Here is a 23,644-nt window from a genome sequence, read left to right on the forward strand (position 1 = left end):
TAGAATATAATCTTTTGCAAATATAATTTTTTAAAGGTCAAATTGTTTTAAAATCAACTTAAACTTTTACCCAAAATTCTCCACTTGTATTAAATATTTTTGTTTTTCGTCATCAGACAACAAAGAATATTCAAAGCTATTCTTTACTAAAGTCTTTATATCTTCTTTTGTTAAGTCTAATGCCTCAGCAGTTTGCAAGAAATTAGCATTCATATAACCTCCGAAATACGCAGGATCGTCTGAATTTATCGTAGCTTTCAACCCTAAATTCAACATTTTTTTTAAAGGATGGTCTTTTAAATCATCTACAACTTTCAATTCAAGATTAGAAAGCGGACAAACCGTAAGTGCAATTTTCTCATCTACCAATCTTTTTACCAAAACCTTATCTGTTAAGCAATTATTACCGTGGTCTATTCTTGCTATTTTCAACAAATCTAATGCTTCCCAAATGTATTCTGCAGGACCTTCTTCGCCAGCGTGAGCTACAGGAACGTAACCTTCTTTAATGGAAGCTTCAAAAACTTTTTCAAATTTACTCGGCGGATTGCCTTTTTCCGAAGAATCTAATCCTACCGCCTTTATCAAATGTTTATAAGGAAGTGATTGTTCCAAAGTTTCGAAAGCATCTTCTTCGGACAAATGACGAAGATAACTCATAATCAGAAGTGAAGAAATTCCGTATTTTTCTTTAGCATCTTCTCTGGCTTTTTGGATTCCCTTAATCACCGTTTCGAAAGAAACTCCTCTTTTGGTGTGCGTTTGCGGATCAAACATAATCTCTGTATGTACTACATTTTCTTCGGCACAATGTGCAAAATAGGCCATCGTAAGATCGTAAAAATCTTTTTCGTACAACAAAACGCTAGCTCCTGCATAATAAATATCTAGAAAATCTTGAAGGCAGGAAAACTGATAGGCTTTTTTTACTTCTTCTACCGATTGATAAGGTATTTTCACTTGATTTCTTTGGGCAATTTCGAACATTAATTCTGGTTCAAAACTTCCTTCGATGTGGAGGTGTAATTCCGCTTTCGGAATTTTTTTAATATATTCTGTAATATTCATCATATTTTTCTTTTAAAAAGGAAAACAAATGTAAGAATTTCAAGTTTAACAACCTGTTGATTAACTGATAAATTGCATAAATAAAATTGCACAATCCTTAAATTTATAGATAATTTTTTATATAAAATTTAATATCTTTGACGACATTAATTTTTATAACTTTATAACAAATGAGCAATTTAAAAGGAGTTGGCGTAGCACTTGTCACGCCATTTAATGAAGATCTCTCTGTAGATTTCGACTCTCTCACAAGACTGATTGAGTACAACATTGAAAACGGAACCAATTATTTAGTAGTTTTAGGAACCACAGCAGAAGCTGCCACCCTATCTAAGGAAGAAAAAAAAGAAGTTATAAAACACGTTATAAAGATTAATAGTAAACGTCTTCCATTAGTGCTAGGAATAGGTGGTAACAACACGCTAGAAGTAAAAAAACAAATCGAGGAAACCGATTTATCTGATTTTGATGCAGTGCTTTCTGTGTCGCCATATTATAACAAACCCAACCAAGAAGGGCTTTATCAACATTACAAAGCTTTAGCAGAAACTGGTAAACAAATTATTATTTACAATGTACCAGGCAGAACCGGACAAAATGTAGAAGCTGCTACCACCGTACGTTTGGCTAAAGAATTCCCTAATCTTTTTATGATAAAAGAAGCTTGCCCAAACATCAATCAATATTTTGATATCTTGAGAACAAAACCTGAAAGTTTTTCTCTAGTTTCAGGTGATGATGAATATACCCTGCCAGTAACTTTGGCTGGTGGAGATGGTGTAATTTCTGTAATTGGGCAAGGTTATCCGAAAGAATTTTCTACCATGGTACAATTAGCCTTCGAAGGAAAAGTAAAAGAAGCTTACCAAATTCATAATAAATTGGTAGAAATTACAAGACTTATTTTTGCAGAAGGAAACCCTTGCGGAATTAAAACCATCTTAGCAGAAAAAGGAATCATCAAAAATTATTTGAGACTACCTCTAGTAGCTGCTTCTGAAGGTTTGCAAGCAAAAATTAAATCAGAAATGGCAAAAATTTAATTCTAAAAACATTTTAAAATAAATTTATAGAACTTACCTTTGCGTAAGTTCTTTTTTTATGATGAAAATTAACAACGCAACCATAGAAAACATTCCGCTGATCAAGGAAATTGCAGAAAAATCTTGGCGAAAACATTACCCAGGAATTATCTCTACCGAACAAATAGAATATATGCTAGAGCAAATGTATTCTGAAACTGAACTCAAAAAACATTTCCAGAATCCTAATTATCATTATTATTTACTTGGTGATGAAGAAAATATTCTTGGAATCATGGGTTTTGAAAATCATTATCAAGAAAAAACCACCAAGCTCCACAGAATTTATCTCTTAGTAGAAGCCAAAGGAAAAGGATTAGGAAAACTCGCCCTAAACTTCCTGAAAGAACAAGTCAAAAACACTGGTGACAATAGAATAATCCTTGCAGTCAATAAAAAAAATTCTTCTTATCATTTCTATATTTCGCAAGGCTTTACAGTTTATGAAGAAGGTGTTTTCGAAATCGGAAATGGATATGTCATGGATGATTATCTGATGGAATTTTGCATATAAATTTTACTTATCATTAATTTTGATATATTTTCATTACTTTTGTAAAAAGCAAAAACATTTTTTTGAAAAAAACAATCGCCATATTACTTCTCTTTAGTTATATCTTTTCTTTTACAGAGATAAGAGAACTTAAAAAATTACCCGCTTTTATAGAACACTACAAGGAACACAAAGCCGAAAACAACCAAATTACACTCCTAGGTTTTATCACGCTACATTATTTAAATGGAAGTCAAAAAGATGCAGATTATACAAAAGACATGAAACTCCCTTTTAAAACTCATGATTTTTCTTGTTATAATTTCACCATTCAAGATTTACCCAAAATATTTGATTTCTATTTTTCAGAAGTTAAAATTTTTGAAATAAAAAATAAAAATTTCTACTATTTTCTGAATTTCTCTGAAGGAAAAACGTTCTCTTTCTACCCTCCTCCAAAATATATTTAATTTTTTTGTTGTTAATACTCATTACTTTTAAGTTTTGAGAAGTTTTAACTTATTAAATTAAATACAAAAATGCTTAATAAAATCATAGAATTTTCTATAAAAAACAAATTGATAATCATTTTGTTTACACTTGGCTTAATCATTTATGGAATATTTGAAGTAAGAAAACTCCCAATAGATGCCGTACCTGATATTACGGACAATCAGGTACAAATCATCACAGTTTCCCCAAGTTTGGGAGCTCCAGACGTAGAACGTTTCATAACATTCCCGCTAGAACAAGCCAATAATAACATTGCCGGAATAAAACAGATGCGAAGCTTTTCAAGGTTTGGTTTATCTGTAATCACCATTGTTTTCAAAGATAATGTAGATTTACATTGGGCTCGTCAACAAGTTTCTGAAAGACTTCAGCAAGTTTCCAAAGACATTCCTACCAACTTGGGCGTTCCACAAATGGCACCTATTTCCACAGGTTTAGGCGAAATTTACCAATATGTAATTCGCCCAAAAGTAGGTTATGAACATCGTTATAATGCAATGCAACTACGCACCATTCAAGATTGGATAGTTCGAAGACAATTACTCGGGACCGAAGGAGTAGCAGATGTTGCTAGTTTTGGTGGTAATTTAAAACAATATGAAGTAGCAGTAAATCCTGCTCAGTTGAAATCAATGGGTGTAACGATGACCGAAGTTTTCGATGCGCTTCAAAAAAACAATCAAAATACTGGTGGAGCTTACATAGAAAAAGGACCAAGCGTTCTCTTCATCAGAACCGAAGGTTTGATGGGAAAAATTTCTGATATTGAAAACACTGTAGTAAAAAATTTACAAGACGGAACGCCTATTCTTATCAAAAATTTATCTAAAGTACAATACGGAAAGGCCATAAGATACGGTGCAATGACTTACAACGGAAAAGGCGAAGTTGCAGGTGCAGTAGTGATGATGATGAAAGGAGCAAATTCTAATGAAGTCATCGAAAAAGTAAAAAAAAGAATCGAAGAGATACAAAAAACACTTCCAGAAGGTGTAAAAATAGATGCGTTTCTTGACCGAACCAAAATGGTAAATAATGCGATAGGAACGGTAGAAAAAAACCTCTTGGAAGGCGCTTTAATTGTCGTTTTTGTATTGGTTGTATTCCTCGGAAATTTACGCGCTGGATTTTTGGTGGCTTCCGTAATTCCTTTGGCAATGCTTTTCGCCATAATTATGATGAATATTTTCGGCGTTTCGGGAAATTTAATGAGTCTTGGAGCGCTAGATTTCGGGTTAATTGTAGACGGGGCTGTGATTATCGTAGAGGCCGTTTTGCACCGATTGCAGCACCTGAAAATCTACCAAGGAAAAACCATTTCACAAAAATTAATGGACGACGAAGTCTATACTTCTTCTAGCAAAATGATGAATTCGGCGGTTTTTGGGCAAATCATCATTCTCATCGTTTATTTACCAATTCTTACATTAGAAGGCATCGAAGGAAAAATGTTTATTCCGATGGCGCAAACCGTTATTTTCGCTTTGTTGGGCGCATTTATCTTGTCTTTAACCTACATTCCGATGATGAGTTCGTTATTTTTATCTAAAAAAATAGAGAACAAAAAAACGTTTTCAGACAAGATGATGGCGAAAATAGAATCGCTTTACGACTATTCTTTGGCCCAAGTTTTAAGAATTCCTAATATCGTTTTCTTCGGAATTGTGGCTGTCTTCTTCGTGGCGGTTTTTGTGATGACCAGATTGGGCGGAGAATTTATCCCAAGTCTTCCCGAAGGCGATTTTGCAGTAGACACCAGAGTTTTACCAGGAAGTAACCTCAAAACTTCTACCGATGCCGTAGAAAAATCTTCAAGAATTTTAATGAAAAAATTCCCAGAAATTGAAAAAATTGTAGGGAAAACAGGAAGCAGCGAAATCCCAACCGATCCTATGCCAATTGATGCAAGTGATATGATGATTATCCTGAAACCTAGAGCTGAATGGACTTCTGCAGACAACTATGATGATTTGGCCGAAAAAATGTATGCCGAACTTAAAAAGAATATGATTGGAGTTACCTACTCTTTTCAATATCCTGTTGCAATGCGTTTCAATGAATTGATGACGGGTGCAAGACAAGATGTAGTTTGTAAAATTTTCGGTGAAAACCTAGATACTCTGAAAGTTTATGCAGAAAAATTGGGCGAAATTTCTAAAAAAATTGAAGGAGCACAAAACATTTATGTAGAACCCGTTTCTGGAATGCCACAAATTGTGATTTCCTATAAACGTGAAGCAATGTCACAGTTTGGTTTGAATGTAACGGATGTCAACAACATCGTAAACACAGCGTTTGCAGGGCAATCTACAGGTTCGGTTTTCGAAGGCGAAAAGAAATTTGATTTGGTAGTTCGTCTCGATGGAAACCAAAGAAAAAATGTGGAAGATGTTAACAATTTGCTGATTTCTACACCTTCAGGCATTGAAATTCCGCTAAGTTCTGTAGCAAATGTGGAACTGAAAGAAAGCGTAAACCAAATTCAGCGAGAAAATGCACAACGTAGAATTATCGTAGGTTTCAATGTAAGGAACAGAGACATACAATCTACCGTGGAAGATTTGCAGAAAAATGTAGAAAAACAGTTGAAACTTCCTGCTGGTTATTCCATAAAATATGGTGGAACCTTTGAAAATCTTCAGCAAGCCAAATCTCGTCTCGCTATTGCAGTTCCTGTGAGTCTATTATTAATTTTATTAATGCTGTATTTCGCATTCAATTCAATTAAATATGGATTGTTAATTTTCTCGGCAATTCCTCTTTCGGCTATTGGCGGAATTTTATCACTTTGGTTACGAGATATGAATTTTAGTATTTCAGCGGGAGTTGGTTTCATTGCACTTTTCGGAGTTGCAGTGTTAAACGGAATTGTTTTAATTTCTGAATTTAATAGACAAAAAACGTTACAAAAAGATTTAAAAACCGCCGTAATCATCGGAGGAAAAACCAGATTGCGCCCTGTTTTGATGACAGCTTTCGTGGCTTCGTTAGGTTTTTTACCAATGGCTTTAAGTAACGGAGAAGGCGCAGAAGTTCAACGACCTTTGGCAACTGTAGTTATCGGAGGTTTATTGCTAGCAACTTATCTCACGCTTTATCTTTTGCCTGTAATGTACATTTGGTTTGAAAAACATTTTCCAGAAAAAACCAGAAAATTACAGGAATTGAGTGATGAGGAAGATGGATATCAACTGTAAATCTAACTAAAGTGACACAAAGAAATTTGACAGAAAACACTATGAACTCCGATTATTTCTCTGTGAACTCTGTGCTAAAAAAATAAATAAAATGAAAAACAAATTTTTAAAAATAATATCATTTCTATTATTTGGATTTGGGTTTTCCCAGACTTCCATTTCCTTAGAAACTGCGATTGACAAAGCATTCAAAAACAATTTGAATCTAAAAAGTGGCGTTTTAAAAATCAATTATCAGGAAAAAATGAAAAATTCTGCCGTTGTGATAGATCCTATCAATATTTCTGCGGAAATCGGTCAAATGAATTCCTTTTATGTTGACAATCGTTTTTCGGTGAGTCAAACCATCAGATTGCCCAAATTTTACAATGCTCATAAGACACTTTTATTAGAGGAATGGAAAAATTCATTGATCAATCTCGACCTTCAAAAATGGCAATTGAAACGTGAACTATCTCTCATTTACAATGAATTAAATTATTTCAATGAAAAGAAAAAATTGCTAAAAAAAGCGGATAGTATTTTCACTCAATACTTCCAAAGAGCAGATTTACGTCTAAAAAAAGGAGAAAGCAATCTTTTAGAAAAAGCAACTGCAGAAAACTTGAGAAGTCAGGCTGAAATGCAATTGAAAGCTCTGGAAAAAGACAGAGAAATTGCCATTCAAAAATTAAGTTTTTTAATTAATGACGGAAATCTTTACCAAAACCAAAACGCTAAATACGGAATTATAAATTTAGAAAGCCTAAATGACGACTACTCTGGAAACCCTTTGATTTTAAAGCAATTAGAACAAGAAAAAAACATCCAAAATGCTAAATTACAGACCGAAAAAGCTAAACTGAATCCAAGTTTTAGCATTGGTTACAACAATATGAGCATGTATGGAAATGGGGCCGATAATAAATTCTATGAACGATCGGCAAGATTTCATTCAGGAATGATAGGAGTCGGACTTCCTATTTTTAATTCGGCACAAAAATCAGTGATTGAAGCACAAAAGGTGAACCAACAAATCGCTGAAAACAATTATGAATTAGGATTAATTAACCAAAAAAATCAATTTTCACAGATTTTCGGGCAATATAAAAAATTGAATGACGAAGTTTCTTATTATCAAAAAACTGGACTTAATAATAGTGAAAGTATTTTAAAAACTTCTAATAATCAGTATTTCAATGGAGAAATCAATTATCTAGAATGGACGCTTTTAGTAACACAAGCACTAGAAATTCAAAATAAATATGTAGACCGACTGAAAGAAATGAATGATAAAATTATTGAACTCAACTTACTTCAAAATAACAATTAAATTAAACAAAATGAAAAAATTTACACCAACACACAGAATTATACATTGGATTATCGCCACTTCAATGTTTGTATTATTAGCAACTGGCTTTTTGAGAATGTATTGGATGGGAAGAAAAACCATTTCAGCCGCCATCACAAACGAACTAACGCCTAAAGGCATTCATCTGCAAGATGAAAGTTTACGTGCAATTGCAAAAACTATCATCAACCCAATGTTTGAGTGGCATGTCAATTTTGCATATATTCTAGTTTTTGCATACTTATTAAGGATTATATATATGCTTGCAAAAGGAATAAAATTCCCTAATCCATTTTCTAGTAACACCTCAGGAAAAGAAAAATTACAAGGTGTTGTTTATTTAGTGTTCTACCTTTTGCTTTTGGTAGAAATTACTACCGGTATGATGTTAAAATTTGAGCTAGCAGGTGATGAAATTTTAGAAAAAGCAGAAGAAATACATAAATGGGCTATTTATTGGATGCCAACTTTTATTATCCTTCATTTTGCAGGAATTACTTTAGCTGAACTCACCAACAAAAAAGGAATTGTATCAAAAATGATTGGCGGAGAATAATGCTTTGCTATCATTTTTTTTAATTTTTTAATTAAAAAATCAATTAATGATTAAGATGAACAAAAAAATATCTATAATTACCCTAACTGTTTTACTTTTTTCTTGTGGAAAAGAAGAAAGTACAAAAGATGAATTTGAAGTAATGGCTGCTGAAAACCAAATTACTTTAAATGATTTTCAAATCAAAAATGCAGGAATTGAAACGGGAACTTTAGGAAAAGAAGAAATTTCTGCAAAAATTACACTTAACGGAATGGTAGATGTTCCGCCACAAAATTTGGCAAGCGTTTCTGCACCAAGTGGTGGTTACGTAAAATACACCCGTTTTATGCCTGGAATGCACGTAAACAAAGGAGAAACTTTAGCAATTTTAGAAGACCCACAAATAGTGCAGTTGCAACAAGATTATCTTTTGGCGAAATCTAATCTAAATTATTCCCAAAAAGATTACGCCAGACAAAGCGACCTCAACAAGAGCAAAGCTTCTTCTGACAAAGTAATGCAAAAAGCACAAACCGAAGCCCAAAATCAAAATATTTTAATGCGAGGAATGGCAGAAAAGCTTCGAGTAATAGGCATTAATCCTGAAAACTTAAATGCTGGAAACATCCGAAGAAGTATCTCTGTTTCTTCACCAGTTTCGGGGTATATTTCTAGTGTAAATGTAAAAATTGGGCAATATGTATCGCCAACGGATAGACTCTTTGAAATTGTAAATACAGATGATGTACATTTGGCACTAAGTGTTTTTGAAAAAGATTTAAATAAAATAGCTGTCGGGCAAAGAGTTTTGGCATATACCAATCAAAATCCTGATAAAAAATATGCTGCTAATATCATTCTCATCGGAAAAGATTTTCAACCAGACAAAAGCGTAGTTATCCATTGTCATTTTATTGATTATGACAAAAATTTAATTCCTGGAACGTATATGAATGCCGAAGTAGAAACCAACAGTGAAGTAGGAAATACCGTTCCAGATGATGCGATTGTAACTTGGGAAAACAAACAATACATCTTCCAAGAAGTGAAACCAAAAACTTACAAAATGGTGGAAGTAAAAATTGGAAATTCAGAAAATAACAGAACTGAAGTTTTTAACCTCAACCCCAATTTGAATGACAAAAAATTTGTAACCAAGGGCGCCTATCATCTTTTGATGGGACTTAAAAATGTAGAGGAGTAATTTAATAACTAAAGCATTATGAAAAAATATGAAGAAAAAAAGAAACTTACGATAGACAATTATTTAGACAATCATTACATACATCGTAGCAATTGGCTTCGTGCAGCAGTTTTAGGTGCCAATGATGGTATTATTTCTATTTCTAGTTTAGCTGTGGGGGTAGCTGCAGCCAGTTCCACTAGAGAACCCATACTTTTAGCCGCCGTTGCGGGTTTAGTTGCGGGTGCACTTTCTATGGCAGCTGGCGAATATGTTTCTGTAAGTTCGCAAACAGATATTGAAAAAGCGGATATTGAAAGAGAACGCATTGAACTTAAAGAAATGCCTGATGAAGAACTAGAAATTTTAGCTCAAATCTATGAAAAACGCGGACTGAAAAAAGAAACCGCATTATTGGTAGCACAAGAATTAACCGAAAAAGATGCATTGGCAGCACACATAAGAGATGAATTGGGTATTAACGAAATTAGCCAAGCCAATCCTTTACAAGCGGCATTAGCTTCGGGAGCGGCTTTTACAGTAGGTGGAATTTTACCATTATTGGTAACCTTTTTCACTCCAGTTTCAGGAATGGAATATTGGCTGTATGGTTTCACCATTGTATTTTTAGGAATTTTAGGTACTATTTCGGCAAAAATTGGTGGTTCTAGTATTTTTAACGCCATTATTAGAATTGTAATTTGGGGAAGTATCGCAATGATCTTATCGGCTGTTGTAGGTTATATATTCGGAGTGAAAGTGGCTTAAAAATTTTTAAATTTTAATAAAACCTTTAAATTTAGAATAACAGAAGTTGCTTTAACAGCAACTTTTGTTAACTAATTTTGCCCCATTTGTTTTTGCCTTTGTATTGTTTGATATAATAATTTTTAAGATTTAGATGCTCTGGATTTTGCAGTGCAGAATCTACTTTTATCAAATGTTCTACAGTAGATTTTGCAGCTTTTATGATATTACCATCGTTAATCATATCCAATCGTTTAAAATCAATCATTCCGCTTTGTTGAGTTCCGAGAATATCACCAGGACCGCGCAATTGCATATCTACTTCAGAAATTTTAAAACCATCATTGGTTTCTACCATTGTTTTGATGCGTTTTCTAGACTCGGCAGAAAGTTTGTCTGAAGTCATCAGAATACAATAGCTCTGCTCTGCACCACGACCTACTCTACCGCGCAACTGATGCAGCTGAGAAAGCCCAAATCTTTCGGCACTTTCTATAATCATTACAGAAGCATTCGGCACGTTTACACCTACTTCTATTACAGTAGTTGCCACCATAATATCAGCTTTTCCGCTGGCGAAATATTGCATCGCAGCATCTTTATCATCTGGTTTCATTTTACCATGAAGCATAGAAATTTGATAATCTGGAACAGGAAAAATCTCTGAAATATGCTCGAAACCTTCCATCAAATTTTTGTAATCTAGCGTTTCAGATTCTTCGATTAAAGGATATACAAAATAGACTTGTCTTCCTTTGGCAATCTCTTCTTTAGCAAAATTATAAACCGTTAATCTATCTTTTTCTCTGCGGTGTGCGGTAATAATCGGTTTTCTACCAACAGGCATTTCATCAATCACCGAAACATCTAAATCAGAATAATAGCTCATTGCCAGAGTTCTAGGAATAGGTGTAGCCGTCATTACCAAAATATGTGGTGGAATTTTATTTTTAGCCCAAAGTTTTGCACGTTGCGCCACCCCGAATCTGTGCTGCTCATCTATTATTGCCAATCCTAAATTTTTAAACTGAACAATATCTTCCAAAACAGCATGTGTTCCTACCAAAATAGAAAGTTCGCCGCTTAACAATTCTTCGTGAATCATTTTTCTTTCAGAGGTTTTGGTAGAACCTGTCAATAATTTTACTTTTACGTTGGTTTCTTTCAATAAATCTGAAATAGAATTAAAATGTTGCGTGGCAAGAATTTCCGTAGGTGCCATCATACAACTTTGGAAACCATTATCCATTGCTAAAAGCATTGCCAAAAGCGCCACCATTGTTTTTCCCGAACCTACATCACCTTGCAATAATCTGTTCATTTGGATGGGCTTTTTCAAATCATTTCTAATTTCCTTCAACACTCTTTTCTGAGCATCAGTCAATTCAAAAGGAAGGAAATTTTCGTAAAAATCATTGAAATTATCACCCACTTTTGGGAAAGGATTTCCTATGGCAAAACTTTTATTGTAATTTTTTTTGAGAGCATAACCCAATTGAAAAAAGAAAGCTTCTTCAAATTTCAACCTTCTGTCTGCATGCTTTGCATAGTCTAAATTTAAAGGAAAATGAATATTGAGATACGCCTCTTGTCTGCTCATCAGTTTCAAAGATTTCATCAGAGAAAACGGTAAATTTTCTTGAATTAAATTAGGAATCTGAGAAACAACATTCGCCAAAGTATTCTGAAAAAATTTTTGATTTAATCCTCGTTTTGTCAATTTTTCTGAACTTGGATAAATAGGGCGAAGTCTCTCATCAACAGATTTTTTATCTTCTAATTCAATCTCAGGATGAGCCATCGAAAAACTGTGATTAAACTCTTGAACTCGCCCAAAAATAAAAACTTCTCGATTGATGGGCATTTGTTCTAACATCCATTTCGTGTATTGAAACCAGACTAAATCTAGTGTCCCACTTCCGTCTGTAAATTTCCCTGAAAGTCGTTTTTTGCCTTTGGCATAGGTTACTTCTTGCAATTCGGTGATTCTGCCTTTCAGTTGAATTTCTATATTATCTTCCTTAATATCAGCAACTTTATAGACTTTAGATTTATCTAAATACCTCAACGGAAAAAAATGCAAAAAGTCTTCTACCGTTCTAACATCCAAAACATTAGCAATTAGTTTGGCACGTTCTGTACCAATTCCTTTTAAAAATTCTATGGAAGTGTCGAGATTCAATGTTTCGAGGTTCGAGTTACGAGGTTTGTGCTTCGAGTTTTAGAATGTGAAATTAAGGAAATTTTATAAAAATAATTAACCTCTCTTTTTGTATGAGTAAAAAATTCCTACTATTAAACCTAAAATTCCACCAAAAAAATTGAAAACATCCATTGTTCCTGCAGTAATATAATTTTCATAATCATTTAGCTTATCTGGAATAAAACACCAATCTGCAAAATAATATTTCGGAAATTTACTTAAAATTAAAAAACCTAAAATAAAACCTATTACCTCAGAAAAAATAGTAATTAAAATTGAAATCAATATTGCTAAAACAGAAGTTTTTAATAAAGTTTTCCAAGTATCTTGAATTAAATTAAAAATAAGAATAATTAATCCCGAAATTAGCGGAAGCCACCAAGTTGAAAGAAAAGCTATCAACACTACCAAAACTCTTGGGTGTATAATTCTACTATCACCCTCAACTTGAACAAGATTATACTGTAAAAATCTATATTTTGTATAATATTCCGAAGAAATTGTAAAAGTAATTTGATCATTTATCACCCCATAAATCCCAGCAATTGCACTTGCAATTAGAGCAACTAGAATTATAGTTAATAGTTTTTTTATGTACATTTTAAATGATAATTATTTTTCTATAAAAATAACAAAGACTTCCAAAGTATGAAAGTCTTTTTAATAATAAGTTTCGGCTAAAGCCAAATTGATTTTTTTTATTTCTAAAACGAACTAAAGTCTGTTCCTATTGATAAAAAAGTTGATAAATTCAACGTATTGCTTTGATATTTCATTTCTAGAAAAGACTTCTTAAAACTCACAACTCGTATCTCGTAACTCGAATCACTCTTTAATCTTTGATTTGAATTTCTTTTGATAATTTTCCCATTGGTCTCTGGTTTTGATGTTTTTGTATTGATTGTTGGCAATCATACTGAGATAGGGTTCTAATTCCTTGGGAGTAAATTTTCCCATTAAATTGGTAATAGGTTGCAGATTTTCGTCTAAAAAAATAAGAGTAGGATATGCATTGATATTCATAAACTTAGCAAACTGATGCATCCCATTTTTACCTTTTGATTTCACTTGAAATTCAGGATTTTTAAAAACCCTATCATACATATTGACTGTTTCGCTTCCTTCAGCATTAAATTTCACCATATAAAACTTGTCATTCAAATATTTTAAAATTTCAGGATGCAAAAAAGTTTCTTTGTCCATTTCTTTGCAAGCTGTATTCCAATCTGTATAGAAATCTACTATGATTTTCTTAGGACTTGTTTTTTGAGCAGCTATGGCTTGTTCCATAGACATCCAATTGATTTGCGCATTGAATATGGAAAAAAAGCAAATTAAAATAAATGATAATAATGATTTCATAGGCAAGTGTGTTTTTTATGAAACCTTCAAAACATCAAAATTTCATTAATTTATCTTAAAATGAGGATTCCATTTTGTAAAGTTATGCAATTAATGTACTTCTTGCATCAATTTTTTCACTAAAGGTGATATCAAAATTAATACCAAACCTGCGATTAGGGCGTAGATAGCCAATTGATAATATCCATCAGTATATGATTGTAATTTCGATAACAAACTACTTCCAGTATTAGATTGAGAAATTTCTGCACCTAATTTACCTGCTGCTAATTGACCAAATGCACTTGCTAAAAACCACAATCCCATCATCATTCCAAACAGTCTTTTGGGAGATAATTTGGTAATGATAGACATTCCTATTGGGCCTAAACATAATTCTCCTATGGTAGTCACTAAATAAGCTAGTGTAAAAATTCCGAGAGATGTTTTCCCTAAAGAATCTGCAAAAAATTTAGTATAATAAAAAATATAAAATGACGCCGACAAGAATAAAAAACCAATCCCAAATTTAATTAAAGTGTTCGGCTCTATTTTCTTATTTGCTAACCATACCCAAAGTAAACCAATGAGTGGACTTAGAATAATTACAAAAAGGGTATTAGAACTATTATTTACAGCATTAGGATCTATAGTTAGCCCCAATAATTTATCATTAAGATTGTATTTTGCAAAAAGCGACAAAGAACCACCACTCTGCTCGTAAATTGCATTAAAAAGAAAATAAAAAAAGATGAATACAAAGGCTGCAATTATTTTTTTCTGCGCACTTAATTCGCCTATTTTAAAGACTTCAAACAAGAAATAAGCAATGGCAATAATACCAATAGTGTACATAAAATAATCTGTGTAATCTGTATTTTTTACCATTATAAAAATTAATGGAATACTAAGTAAAGAAAGAGCATAAACCAAAATTTCTTTGGTTAATCTTTTTGTTTTAGGAAGGTGACTAAGCGGTGAATTTCCTATAGGCCCAAGTTTATTTTTAGTAAAAAGAAAAGTCAACAATCCTAAAACCATAACAATTGCAGATGCTAAAAAACAAAGTTGCCAAGAGTAATATTTCCCCAAATAAATACACAAAATTCCGCCTAAAAATCCACCAATATTAATTCCTGCATAGAACATTCCGTAGCCTGCATCTCTTCTGGGATCATCTTCTTGGTAAAGTTCGCCAACCATAGAAGAAACATTAGGTTTAAAGAATCCTGTTCCAATGATAGAGAAAGCAATCCCATAATAAAACATCTCTTTTGGAGCGATGGCTATTAATAAATTCCCAAAAATCATAACCATACCGCCAAAAAATAAAGATTTTTTAAATCCTAAAATTTTATCGGCAAAAATGCCACCAATAAATGTAAAAGCATAGACAAATGCCTGTATTGCACCATATTGTAGATTAGCTACATCATCTTTCAAAAGCAATTGATCTACCATAAAATAAGTAAGTACACCTCTCATTCCGTAGAAACAAAACCTTTCCCACATTTCTACCGTAAAGAGTGACCAAAGTTGTTTAGGATATTTTCCTTTAAAATTTTGAATTTGTTCTAGAGTTAATTCCATTGTAAAATTTTATTTAACGAAAATAAAAAAAACCACCGATGTATCGATGGTTTTGTAGGATATATTTTAATTGATAAACAATTTTAACTAATTCCGTTCATCATTTTCTTTAATCTTGGTGATAATATAGCCAAAATAATTGCTGCAATACCACAAAGAATTACGAAAACCATAAAGAACTCATATAAATTATGAATTTCAAAACCCGCAAAATTAGTATTTTCTATTGGTATTTGTTCTTTTTCAAATAATGCTACTTGCTCAGTAGTTAAAGTTACTTTTTTATCTAAAACATCTTGAAGATTAATCCCTAGCTTCTCAGCTTTTTCAAACTTATCTCCAGTTGCTGGAATAATTGCACCTAGAGAACCTGCCAATGCATAACCTGCAGCATTTGAAATAAAGAAAACGCCATATAATAAAGAAGCAAATCTCTTTGGAGCAAGTTTACCTACCAATGAAAGCCCTATCGGTGACAGACAAAGCTCTCCCATTGTTTGAATAAGGTATAATAACATTAACCACTTAATAGCTAATAATCCTGTATTTCCTAAATCTTTTACATTATGAGCAATAATAAAATAACTTAAAGCAATTAACCCAAGCCCTATTGCTTGTTTCATAGGCGATACTGGTTCTTTACCTTTTGCTCTAAGTTTGTCCCATAATAAACTAAATGGCAAAGCTAGTGCGACCACAAAAATACCATTAAAAATTTGAACCATCGAAGGAGGCATATTCCAACCTAGAATATTCCTATCCGTCTGATTGTCAGCTATAAATGTTAATGAAGAGCCAGCTTGCTCAAAAGCAGCCCAAAAGAAAATAATGAAGAAAGAAACGATATAAATTACCCAGATTCTTTGTCTCTCTACTTTATTTTCAGCCGAACTCATAATCAAAAATGCTAATGAAATACCTGCAGAATAGATAAATGGATATATGATTCCTTTAATCAGTTTACCCATTTCAACTGAAGTAAAACCAAACTCTCCTACCAACACATATCTAAATACAAAAAATAGTGTAACAAACAAAAATCCAGCTATTCCAATAGATTTTCCAGAAAAGTTTGCGGTTTGTGTTTCACCGTCTTCAAAATCAGCACTTGTATTATTTTTTGGTAATCCACCAATGGGTCTACCTTCTGGTGTTACTACATATTTATTTTTTAAAATGAAGAATGTAACTGTTCCAATTATCATAGCAATTGAAGCTGCTAAGAATCCCCATTTAAAAGCAAAAATATCTCTAGCACCAGTTGCAGCATCTTTTACATCTCCTAAATATGGACAAATAAATTGTCCAAGAAATGCCCCCATATTGATACCCATATAAAATATGGTAAAAGCTGAATCTAATTTTGATTTTTCTTCTTTCGGATAAAGGCTTCCTACCATAGATGAAATATTAGGTTTAAAAAACCCATTCCCAAAAATGATAATAAATAATGCCAACCACATAATTAATTTAGCACTACCTAAATTTGCAGAAAAAGTAGAAGCGCTAATAAAAAGTAGAAACTGCCCTATTGCCATCAAAGAACCACCAACCAAAATTGCATTTCTATTACCTATATATTTGTCTGATATAAAACCTCCTAAAAGTGGTGTTAAATAACATAAAGCTAAAAATCCCCCATAAATAATTGCTGCATCAGCTTCTTTTATTAATAGAGAATTTACCATAAATAGAGTTAATAGAGCACGCATTCCGTAGAAATTGAAACGCTCCCACATTTCTGTACCAAATAAAACCCAAAGACCTTTCGGATGTCTAGATTGAGCTTGAACTGTATCCATATTTTTTAATTGTTAAATTTTTATTAAGATTCACAAATATAGTTTTTTTTGAAAAACTACCGCATTTTTATATCACAAAAAAATCGCAGTAAAACACTGCGATTTATCATTATTTATAGAACTTAAACTCCTTTTTCTTTCATTACTGCATTTAATCTTTTCAGCATACTTAAGCCTAAAATAGTTGCAAAAATTAGCAACCCAAAATTCACCAAGAAATAATATTCTTTGTTCTCATAACTGTACCAAGTACTTGCCAAAATCCCAGAAAGTTTATTCCCCACAGAATTTGCCAAGAAAAAACCACCCATCATTAAAGCGGTAATTCTGGTAGGCGACAGCTTAGAAACGATGGACAATCCCATAGGTGAAAGACATAATTCGCCAATGGTTATCACGCCGTAACTTGCCACTAACCAAAGTGGCGAAACTTTAACAGCTCCATTTCCACCTGCAAAAACCGCAAAAACCATCACCAAACAAGACAATGCAGTGATAAATAAACCAATCATAATTTTAGTAGGTGTAGTTGGTTCTTTTTTTCGTTTCCTCAGAAAAGCCCAAAATGCAACTACCACAGGCGTTAAAGCAATTACCCAAAACGGATTAATCGACTGAAATAATTCTGTATTGTAGAGATAGACTTTTTGGTCGGGATTTTTTTCTAATTCTGCCTTTTTCTCTGGCGCAATATTTCTGAAATAAATATCTTTCCCAGTAGTTTTTAATGTTTTTCCGTCTTCTCCTTTTTCTGTTCTAAATTCATTATCATAAATAGGAACTTCTTTATTTACAAAGCTTAAACCAGTTTTTCCTTTTTTACCATTTTCATCTTTATCACCATCAATCATATAAATTGACTTTAATGGATTAACTAGAGGAGCAGAAATTTCTCTATCTGTATAATAATTTGCCCAACGTGTTAATGCAGTACCATTTTGCTTAAAAATCGCCCAAAAAAACATACTCACCAAAAAGATAGAAAGCAAAGCACCGATTGGTCTTTTCTCCTCAGAATTGGCTTTGAAGTAGAGTGAAGCATAAAAATAAATCACAGGAATACACGCAAAAATAAAGGCATCTGTATTGGTACTACCAAAAATCGTTTTTCCTAAAACTAAAGTCGGTACTACCCAACCAATAGCTCCTGCAATAATGGCAGGTAAGAAAACTTTAACCAAAACATCAGAAATTTTGGTATCTCCTTTTTCGGCTGGTTTCATTTCAGAGGCTTTTTTCACGTGTTTTAAACCGAAAGAAAAAATAATTAACCCTAAAAACATTCCTATTCCTGCGGTGATGAAGGCTTCTCCCCAACCAAATTTATTACGCATAAATGCTGCTATAATGTTACATACAAAAGCTCCGATATTAATTCCCATATAGAAAATATTGTAACCCGTGTCTTTTTTGTCTTTGTATTCTGGTTCGGAATAGAGGTTTCCTAAAAGCGTAGAAATTGTAGGTTTAAAAAAACCGTTTCCAACAATAATTAATCCTAAAGAAGTATAAAAAAGTGGCAAATCCTTAAAAATTCCTAATCCGATATATCCAATTCCCATTAAAAATCCCCCCAAATAAATTGATTTTACATATCCCAAAACTCTATCTGCCAAAAATCCACCCAAAAACGGGGTAAGATAAGTAAGCGCAATATAAGTCCCGAAAATATCATCTGCTACTTTGTCTGGCAACCCCAAACCACCGCCAATTCCTTCTGGTTCTATGGCATAAAGCACGAAAATTCCTAAAATCAAATAATAGCCAAATCTTTCCCACATTTCTGTGAAAAATAAAAACGGTAAACCTTTTGGATGTTGTTTCATAAAAGATGATTGATAAATAATGATTGATATAAAACTGATTGTTTTTTCAAAAATAGGTTTTTTAAATTAAATCTAAAATTTTTTCTAACTTTGATGAAAGTTAATTTTAAAAAATGGAAATCACGATAAAAGACCTTGAAAATAATCTAAAGACTTTACCTAAAGAACTTTTGGGCAACGTAAATGATTATATTGATTTCTTAAAAGAAAAATATTTGAATAAAGAAAAAAATAATTCGTCCGAAAGAATGCAAGAAGAAACATTCAAACTCACTGAAAATCAGAAAAAAAATTTAGACAATCAAGAAAATTTAGATGATTCTGAATTTCAAGACCATGATGAATTTCTAGTTGAATTAAAGAAAGAATATGGATTATAAAATTAGGATTTCGCCAATTGCGAAAGCTAATATTAAAGAAGCTGTTTCTTATTATAAAAAAGAGGCTTCTTTAAAAGTTGCCCAAAATTTTGTAAAAGATTATGAGCTAACTTTACAAAAAATCAAGCAAAATCCTTTCTTCCAAATCTATTATAAAAACTTCAGAGGCTTACCTCTTAAAAAATTTCCATACATTATTTTCTTTCAAGTTGATGAAAGTAAAAAACTTATTAGTATAAATGCTGTTTTCCAAGGAAACCAAGACATTGATAAACGTCCATAAAAAACCGCAAAAGAATTTTTTTTCTTCTGCGGTTTTAATTTATCTTCAAATGTCTAACTTTCTACAAATTCTCCAAAATAAAATCCGTCATTTTTTGGTACAATTGCGGACGCGTTTGCCCACCGTAAATTCCGTGATTTTTGTCTGGATACGCCATAAATTCAAACTGTTTTTTGTTTTGAATTAACGCTTCCGAAAATTCCATAGAATTTTGAAAATGTACGTTATCATCGGCTGTTCCGTGAATTAATAAGAATTTACCTTTTAACAATTTAGCAAAAGTAGTTGGCGAGTTTTGGTCATAACCATCAGGATTTTCTTGTGGTGTTTGCAAGAATCTTTCGGTGTATATAGAATCATAATATCTCCAATTGGTAACTGGCGCTACGGCAATTCCTGCTTTGAAAACATCTGCACCTTTAGTCATTGCCAAACTCGTCATATAACCACCAAAACTCCAACCAAAAATTCCGATTCTAGACTTGTCAATATAAGATTGATTTCCGAACCATTTTGCAGCAGCAATCTGGTCTTCAATTTCGTATTTTCCTAGATTTTTGTAGGTAACTTTTTTGAATTTTGTTCCTCTATAACCCGTTCCACGTCCGTCAACACAAGCTACAATGTATCCTTTTTGCACCAAATGATTGAACCAAAGTCCGTTTCCTCCGTCCCAAGAATTTGATACAGATTGAGAACCTGGCCCAGAATATTGATACATAAATAACGGATATTTTTTATTCGGGTCAAAGTTTTTAGGCTTAATGATATAAGCGTTCATTTGATCACCTGCTTCATTTGGAATGGTAATAAACTCACGAGTTGCAATATTATCTGCATTTAATTTTGACAATAAAGCGTCATTGTTTTGAAGTTCTTTCAGAGATTTTCCGTTGCCATCTTTCAAGGTGTAAACATAAGGTTTATTGGCGGTAGAACTGGTCTCAATGAAATACTGATAATTTTTAGAAAAATCTGCTCTATTATTGCCTTCAGCTTGAGAAAGCAACATCATTTTACCATTATCAATATTCACTTTAGAAACCACTTTGTTCAAGCTTCCTTTTTCTGTAGTTTGAATGAAAACTTCTTTGGTTTTAGGATTAAATCCGTAATAATCTGTAATTTCCCAATTACCTTTGGTTACAGGTTTTTTAAGATTTCCTTTGGCATCAAACCAATATAAATGACGGAAACCACTTCTCTCTGAAGCCCAAAGAAAAGAATTATCATCTAAAAACTCTAATGTCATTCCGTCTGTTTCAATCCAAGCATTATCTGTTTCTGAAATTAATTTAGAAACCGCACCAGTAGAAGTATTTACTTTTAAAATATCAACTTTATTCTGATGTCTATTAGAAGTTGCGATTGCTACCTCATCATTTTTTGCAGTGCTATAAACTTGGGGAATATAATAGTTTTCAAAATTAGATAAGTTTAAATCTAAAGTTTTACCAGAACTTAATTGATACAAATGTGCCGAAACGGTAGAATTTACTTCACCCGCTTTTGGATATTTATAGGTCATTAATTTCGGATATAAATTTTTACCATAAATCGGAATATTGATTTCAGGAACTTTACTTTCGTCTGATTTTACAAAGATTAAGGCATCACTACCTTTGCTCCATTGGTAAAAATCTGCATGCCCGAATTCTTCTTCATACACCCAATCTCCAATACCATTAATGATAGAATTTTTCTTACCATCTGTAGTAATTTGAGTGATTTTACCCGAAGCTAAGTCTTGATAATACAAGTTATTATCTACCACGAATGCCACTTTAGCAGCATCTGGAGAAAATTTTGGTTCTTGCACAAAATTCCCATTATTTAAACTGATGACTTTGCCAGATTTCAAATCTTTAACATCAAATTTTCCTAAAAAAGAATGTCTGTAAATAGGTTCTGATTCTTTTTGGAGAAGAATTTTAGACTCGTCATCAGAAAAAGTATAACTTTCAAAACCGCCTTCTACCAAAGTTCCCACTTTCTGTGTGGTTTTGTAAGAATATTTCACGATTCCTTCACGTTCTATCACGGCATAATTTTCGCCATCTTTAAGCGAAGAAATTCCAGAAATTCCTTTTCCGCGATAGTAACCCGAGTAAATTTTGTCTAGCGTAATTTCTTGTGCAAAAGCAATATTTGCCATTACCAAAAAACACGCGCTAATGAGTAATTTTTTCATTTTATCAAATTATATTATCTTTAATTTTTTCATTCTATTCCGAAAAAGCACCATAATAGGCAGCTCCGTATAAACCTGTTTTGCTATTTAGATTAAGATAAATAGGAATTTCAGAAAGCAAAGGTTCCATTTCATTACATTTTAAGAAACTCGCTTCAAATTTATCTTTATTGATGAAGTTATAAATTCTTGGCGGAATTCCTCCTCCTAAAACCAACCCACCAGTTGCTTTGTAATTGAGCACCATATTATTGGCTCTACGAGCCATAAAATCAACAAACATTTCCATTGCTAAAACACAAGTAGGATTGAGCTCTCTAATTGCCGTATGACTTACCACTGCAGACTTATCTGCTTCTTCTTCAAATTTCTGTGTCAACCAACCTGGCTCTTCGTGACCTTTTACGTCTCGTAAGAATTGATAGATTTTAAAAATAGCAGGTCCAGAAACTAAGCGTTCCCATATGATAATTTCGCCATAGGTTTTTTGTAGAAATTTCATCAACTCAAATTCTACTTCTGTTCTTGGCGCAAACTCACTATGCCCACCTTCTGAAGGCATTGGTCTAAGGTATTTTCCATCCCAAAAAAGGCAAGCTTCACCTAAGCCTGTTCCCGGCGCTAAAACTGCAATATGCCCACCAATAGAAGGATTACCTTGTCTGATGGTTTTCATAAATTCATCATCTACTTCTGCCAAACCAAAAGAAGTGGCTTCTAAATCATTAATCAAATATACTTTATCCACTCCAAGGTCTCTTCTTAGCTCTCTTATATCTATTTTATAGATAATATTAGTAGTATGGCAAATCCCATCTACCACAGGACCAGCAGCACCTATAGAAATGCGGTCTGGTTTTTCTAAATTATTTTTTTTAATAAAATCTAAGAAAATTTCTGAAAGAGAAAGGTAATTGTTGGTCACATAAGTATCTTCTAATTCTAGTACCATTTTTCCGTTTTCTGAAACAAATTTTGCGATATTGGTTTTAGTACCGCCTACATCTGCTGCAAAAACTGATAGACCATTATTCTCTGGATGATTAATCTGTGGTAAATACAAAGGAAATTTCATGATTTAATATTTTGGGGTAATAAGTTCTTATTTTAGTGGCATTAGTAGAAATAAAACTACTGCGTGTTACAGTATTATTTTTATTCTAAAAACATCGTTAAAAATACTATTTTTTCAAAAAACTAAAGTCAAAAAACATGATTAAATTTGTAATTTCATTTTTTTGATTTCTTCAGCGTCTGGCAAAACTCCATGTACAATCCCAGAAGAATGAAAATTTTTAGCTCTTGTGAAATTTTTTATTTCTGAAATATTGGTAGAACGCAGTCCGCCACCACAGAGAATATCAATTCTTTTATTAGACAATTCTGTCAAAGTTTTTAAAATTTCTTTTCCCTCCAGAACATTAGATTTGGTACCAGAAGTAAGAATGGTTTTAAAACCACAATTGATAATTTCTTCTAAAGATTTATGATAATCTTTCACTCGGTCAAAAGCTCTGTGAAATGTACAAGGAATGCCGTCTGCCAATTCTACTAATTCTTTATTTTGAATAAAATTAACTTCTAAATTTTCGTCTAAAATTCCAAAAACGAAACCATCTGCTCCTTTTTTTTTAAATTCTAGGAGCTGTCTTTTCATCTCTTGAAATTCTTCATCAGAATAACAAAAATCACCACCCCTGGTTCTAATCATCACAAAAATAGGAATTGTAATTTCTTTTTTCAGTTCCATAAAATCGTGAAGAGATGGTGTAGTTCCGCCTAATTCAAATCCTGCACAAAACTCTATTCTATCTGCTCCAGCTTTGGCAGCAAGAAGTGCAGACTTATTGTTAAAACAAGCAATTTCTAGCATT

General features: G+C 32.7%; 19 protein-coding genes and 1 pseudogene. 10 read left to right on the plus strand and 10 right to left on the minus strand.

Going from position 1 to position 23,644, the window contains the following annotated elements:
* Positions 1–66 precede the first annotated feature (66 nt).
* A complete protein-coding gene (locus IEW40_RS08185) occupies positions 67–1,071 on the minus strand; it encodes an adenosine deaminase (protein WP_229663410.1) in 1,005 nt (334 codons plus the stop codon).
* A 167-nt stretch (positions 1,072–1,238) separates the two neighbouring features.
* Between IEW40_RS08185 and dapA the strand changes: the two genes are divergently transcribed.
* The 8 genes from dapA (at position 1,239) to IEW40_RS08225 (ending at position 10,175) form a co-directional block, all read left to right on the plus strand.
* A complete protein-coding gene (gene dapA / locus IEW40_RS08190; RefSeq protein WP_188617611.1) occupies positions 1,239–2,111 on the plus strand; it encodes a 4-hydroxy-tetrahydrodipicolinate synthase in 873 nt (290 codons plus the stop codon).
* Positions 2,112–2,169: 58 nt separating this feature from the next.
* Positions 2,170–2,664 (plus strand): GNAT family N-acetyltransferase, encoded by a 495-nt coding sequence (locus IEW40_RS08195; protein ID WP_308421294.1) that lies wholly within the window; start codon positions 2,170–2,172, stop codon positions 2,662–2,664.
* 62 nt (positions 2,665–2,726) lie between these two features.
* Positions 2,727–3,113 carry a hypothetical protein gene (locus IEW40_RS08200; RefSeq protein ID WP_188617612.1) on the plus strand — a complete coding sequence of 129 codons (387 nt, stop codon included), beginning with the start codon at positions 2,727–2,729 and terminating at the stop codon, positions 3,111–3,113.
* A gap of 69 nt (positions 3,114–3,182) precedes the next feature.
* Positions 3,183–6,353, plus strand: a complete 3,171-nt coding sequence (locus tag IEW40_RS08205) for an efflux RND transporter permease subunit (RefSeq protein WP_188617613.1) — start codon at positions 3,183–3,185, stop codon at positions 6,351–6,353.
* A gap of 91 nt (positions 6,354–6,444) precedes the next feature.
* Positions 6,445–7,665 (plus strand): TolC family protein, encoded by a 1,221-nt coding sequence (locus IEW40_RS08210; protein ID WP_188617614.1) that lies wholly within the window; start codon positions 6,445–6,447, stop codon positions 7,663–7,665.
* Positions 7,666–7,675: 10 nt separating this feature from the next.
* Positions 7,676–8,242: a cytochrome b/b6 domain-containing protein gene (locus tag IEW40_RS08215; RefSeq protein WP_188617615.1), complete on the plus strand. Its 567-nt coding sequence runs from the start codon at positions 7,676–7,678 to the stop codon at positions 8,240–8,242.
* 55 nt (positions 8,243–8,297) lie between these two features.
* Complete coding sequence (locus IEW40_RS08220; RefSeq protein ID WP_188617616.1) at positions 8,298–9,428, plus strand: efflux RND transporter periplasmic adaptor subunit; 1,131 nt, start codon at positions 8,298–8,300, stop codon at positions 9,426–9,428.
* An 18-nt stretch (positions 9,429–9,446) separates the two neighbouring features.
* Positions 9,447–10,175 carry a VIT1/CCC1 transporter family protein gene (locus IEW40_RS08225; protein WP_188617617.1) on the plus strand — a complete coding sequence of 243 codons (729 nt, stop codon included), beginning with the start codon at positions 9,447–9,449 and terminating at the stop codon, positions 10,173–10,175.
* Positions 10,176–10,242: 67 nt separating this feature from the next.
* Here the strand turns inward: IEW40_RS08225 and recG are convergent.
* From recG to IEW40_RS08255, 6 genes and pseudogenes are all read right to left on the minus strand, one after another.
* A pseudogene (gene recG, locus IEW40_RS08230) lies at positions 10,243–12,357 on the minus strand (ATP-dependent DNA helicase RecG); the annotation flags it as partial.
* 54 nt (positions 12,358–12,411) lie between these two features.
* Positions 12,412–12,957, minus strand: coding sequence for a hypothetical protein (locus tag IEW40_RS08235; RefSeq protein WP_188617619.1), 546 nt, complete (start codon positions 12,955–12,957; stop codon positions 12,412–12,414).
* A 225-nt stretch (positions 12,958–13,182) separates the two neighbouring features.
* Positions 13,183–13,719 (minus strand): thioredoxin family protein, encoded by a 537-nt coding sequence (locus IEW40_RS08240; protein ID WP_188617620.1) that lies wholly within the window; start codon positions 13,717–13,719, stop codon positions 13,183–13,185.
* 90 nt (positions 13,720–13,809) lie between these two features.
* Positions 13,810–15,288 (minus strand): peptide MFS transporter, encoded by a 1,479-nt coding sequence (locus IEW40_RS08245; RefSeq protein ID WP_188617621.1) that lies wholly within the window; start codon positions 15,286–15,288, stop codon positions 13,810–13,812.
* 83 nt (positions 15,289–15,371) lie between these two features.
* Positions 15,372–17,090: a peptide MFS transporter gene (locus tag IEW40_RS08250; protein ID WP_188617622.1), complete on the minus strand. Its 1,719-nt coding sequence runs from the start codon at positions 17,088–17,090 to the stop codon at positions 15,372–15,374.
* 122 nt (positions 17,091–17,212) lie between these two features.
* On the minus strand, positions 17,213–18,916 hold the full coding sequence (locus tag IEW40_RS08255) for a peptide MFS transporter (protein ID WP_188617623.1): 1,704 nt from the start codon (positions 18,914–18,916) through the stop codon (positions 17,213–17,215).
* Between the two features lie 113 nt (positions 18,917–19,029).
* Between IEW40_RS08255 and IEW40_RS08260 the strand changes: the two genes are divergently transcribed.
* Positions 19,030–19,296 carry a DUF2281 domain-containing protein gene (locus IEW40_RS08260; protein WP_188617624.1) on the plus strand — a complete coding sequence of 89 codons (267 nt, stop codon included), beginning with the start codon at positions 19,030–19,032 and terminating at the stop codon, positions 19,294–19,296.
* Entirely contained in the window at positions 19,286–19,579 is a 294-nt protein-coding gene (locus tag IEW40_RS08265) for a type II toxin-antitoxin system RelE/ParE family toxin (RefSeq protein ID WP_188617625.1), read from the plus strand. Before IEW40_RS08260 ends, IEW40_RS08265 begins: the two co-directional genes overlap by 11 nt.
* A 61-nt stretch (positions 19,580–19,640) precedes the next feature.
* On the opposite strand, the gene IEW40_RS08270 is transcribed toward IEW40_RS08265, so the two are convergent.
* The 3 genes from IEW40_RS08270 to IEW40_RS08280 form a co-directional block, all read right to left on the minus strand.
* Positions 19,641–21,770: a S9 family peptidase gene (locus tag IEW40_RS08270; protein WP_188617626.1), complete on the minus strand. Its 2,130-nt coding sequence runs from the start codon at positions 21,768–21,770 to the stop codon at positions 19,641–19,643.
* A 34-nt stretch (positions 21,771–21,804) separates the two neighbouring features.
* A complete protein-coding gene (locus IEW40_RS08275) occupies positions 21,805–22,845 on the minus strand; it encodes a glucokinase (RefSeq protein ID WP_188617627.1) in 1,041 nt (346 codons plus the stop codon).
* A gap of 141 nt (positions 22,846–22,986) precedes the next feature.
* A complete protein-coding gene (locus tag IEW40_RS08280) occupies positions 22,987–23,643 on the minus strand; it encodes a copper homeostasis protein CutC (RefSeq protein ID WP_308421295.1) in 657 nt (218 codons plus the stop codon).
* Position 23,644: the final 1 nt, after the last annotated feature.

Origin of the sequence: Cloacibacterium rupense, assembly GCF_014645495.1 — a bacterium.
Classification (GTDB): Bacteria; Bacteroidota; Bacteroidia; order Flavobacteriales; family Weeksellaceae; genus Cloacibacterium; species Cloacibacterium rupense.

What these genes read in the sequence shown, in the direction of transcription:
- IEW40_RS08240 (WP_188617620.1), bottom strand. Translation starts at nt 13,719, where the DNA reads ATGAAATCATTATTATCATTTATTTTAATTTGCTTTTTTTCCATATTC.
- IEW40_RS08280 (WP_308421295.1), bottom strand. Translation starts at nt 23,643, where the DNA reads ATGCTAGAAATTGCTTGTTTTAACAATAAGTCTGCACTTCTTGCTGCC.
- IEW40_RS08185 (WP_229663410.1), bottom strand. Translation starts at nt 1,071, where the DNA reads ATGATGAATATTACAGAATATATTAAAAAAATTCCGAAAGCGGAATTA.
- IEW40_RS08275 (WP_188617627.1), bottom strand. Translation starts at nt 22,845, where the DNA reads ATGAAATTTCCTTTGTATTTACCACAGATTAATCATCCAGAGAATAAT.
- IEW40_RS08250 (WP_188617622.1), bottom strand. Translation starts at nt 17,090, where the DNA reads ATGGATACAGTTCAAGCTCAATCTAGACATCCGAAAGGTCTTTGGGTT.
- IEW40_RS08235 (WP_188617619.1), bottom strand. Translation starts at nt 12,957, where the DNA reads ATGTACATAAAAAAACTATTAACTATAATTCTAGTTGCTCTAATTGCA.
- IEW40_RS08270 (WP_188617626.1), bottom strand. Translation starts at nt 21,770, where the DNA reads ATGAAAAAATTACTCATTAGCGCGTGTTTTTTGGTAATGGCAAATATT.
- IEW40_RS08215 (WP_188617615.1), top strand. Translation starts at nt 7,676, where the DNA reads ATGAAAAAATTTACACCAACACACAGAATTATACATTGGATTATCGCC.
- IEW40_RS08245 (WP_188617621.1), bottom strand. Translation starts at nt 15,288, where the DNA reads ATGGAATTAACTCTAGAACAAATTCAAAATTTTAAAGGAAAATATCCT.
- IEW40_RS08265 (WP_188617625.1), top strand. Translation starts at nt 19,286, where the DNA reads ATGGATTATAAAATTAGGATTTCGCCAATTGCGAAAGCTAATATTAAA.
- IEW40_RS08225 (WP_188617617.1), top strand. Translation starts at nt 9,447, where the DNA reads ATGAAAAAATATGAAGAAAAAAAGAAACTTACGATAGACAATTATTTA.
- IEW40_RS08255 (WP_188617623.1), bottom strand. Translation starts at nt 18,916, where the DNA reads ATGAAACAACATCCAAAAGGTTTACCGTTTTTATTTTTCACAGAAATG.
- dapA (WP_188617611.1), top strand. Translation starts at nt 1,239, where the DNA reads ATGAGCAATTTAAAAGGAGTTGGCGTAGCACTTGTCACGCCATTTAAT.
- IEW40_RS08220 (WP_188617616.1), top strand. Translation starts at nt 8,298, where the DNA reads ATGAACAAAAAAATATCTATAATTACCCTAACTGTTTTACTTTTTTCT.
- IEW40_RS08205 (WP_188617613.1), top strand. Translation starts at nt 3,183, where the DNA reads ATGCTTAATAAAATCATAGAATTTTCTATAAAAAACAAATTGATAATC.
- IEW40_RS08210 (WP_188617614.1), top strand. Translation starts at nt 6,445, where the DNA reads ATGAAAAACAAATTTTTAAAAATAATATCATTTCTATTATTTGGATTT.
- IEW40_RS08195 (WP_308421294.1), top strand. Translation starts at nt 2,170, where the DNA reads ATGATGAAAATTAACAACGCAACCATAGAAAACATTCCGCTGATCAAG.
- IEW40_RS08260 (WP_188617624.1), top strand. Translation starts at nt 19,030, where the DNA reads ATGGAAATCACGATAAAAGACCTTGAAAATAATCTAAAGACTTTACCT.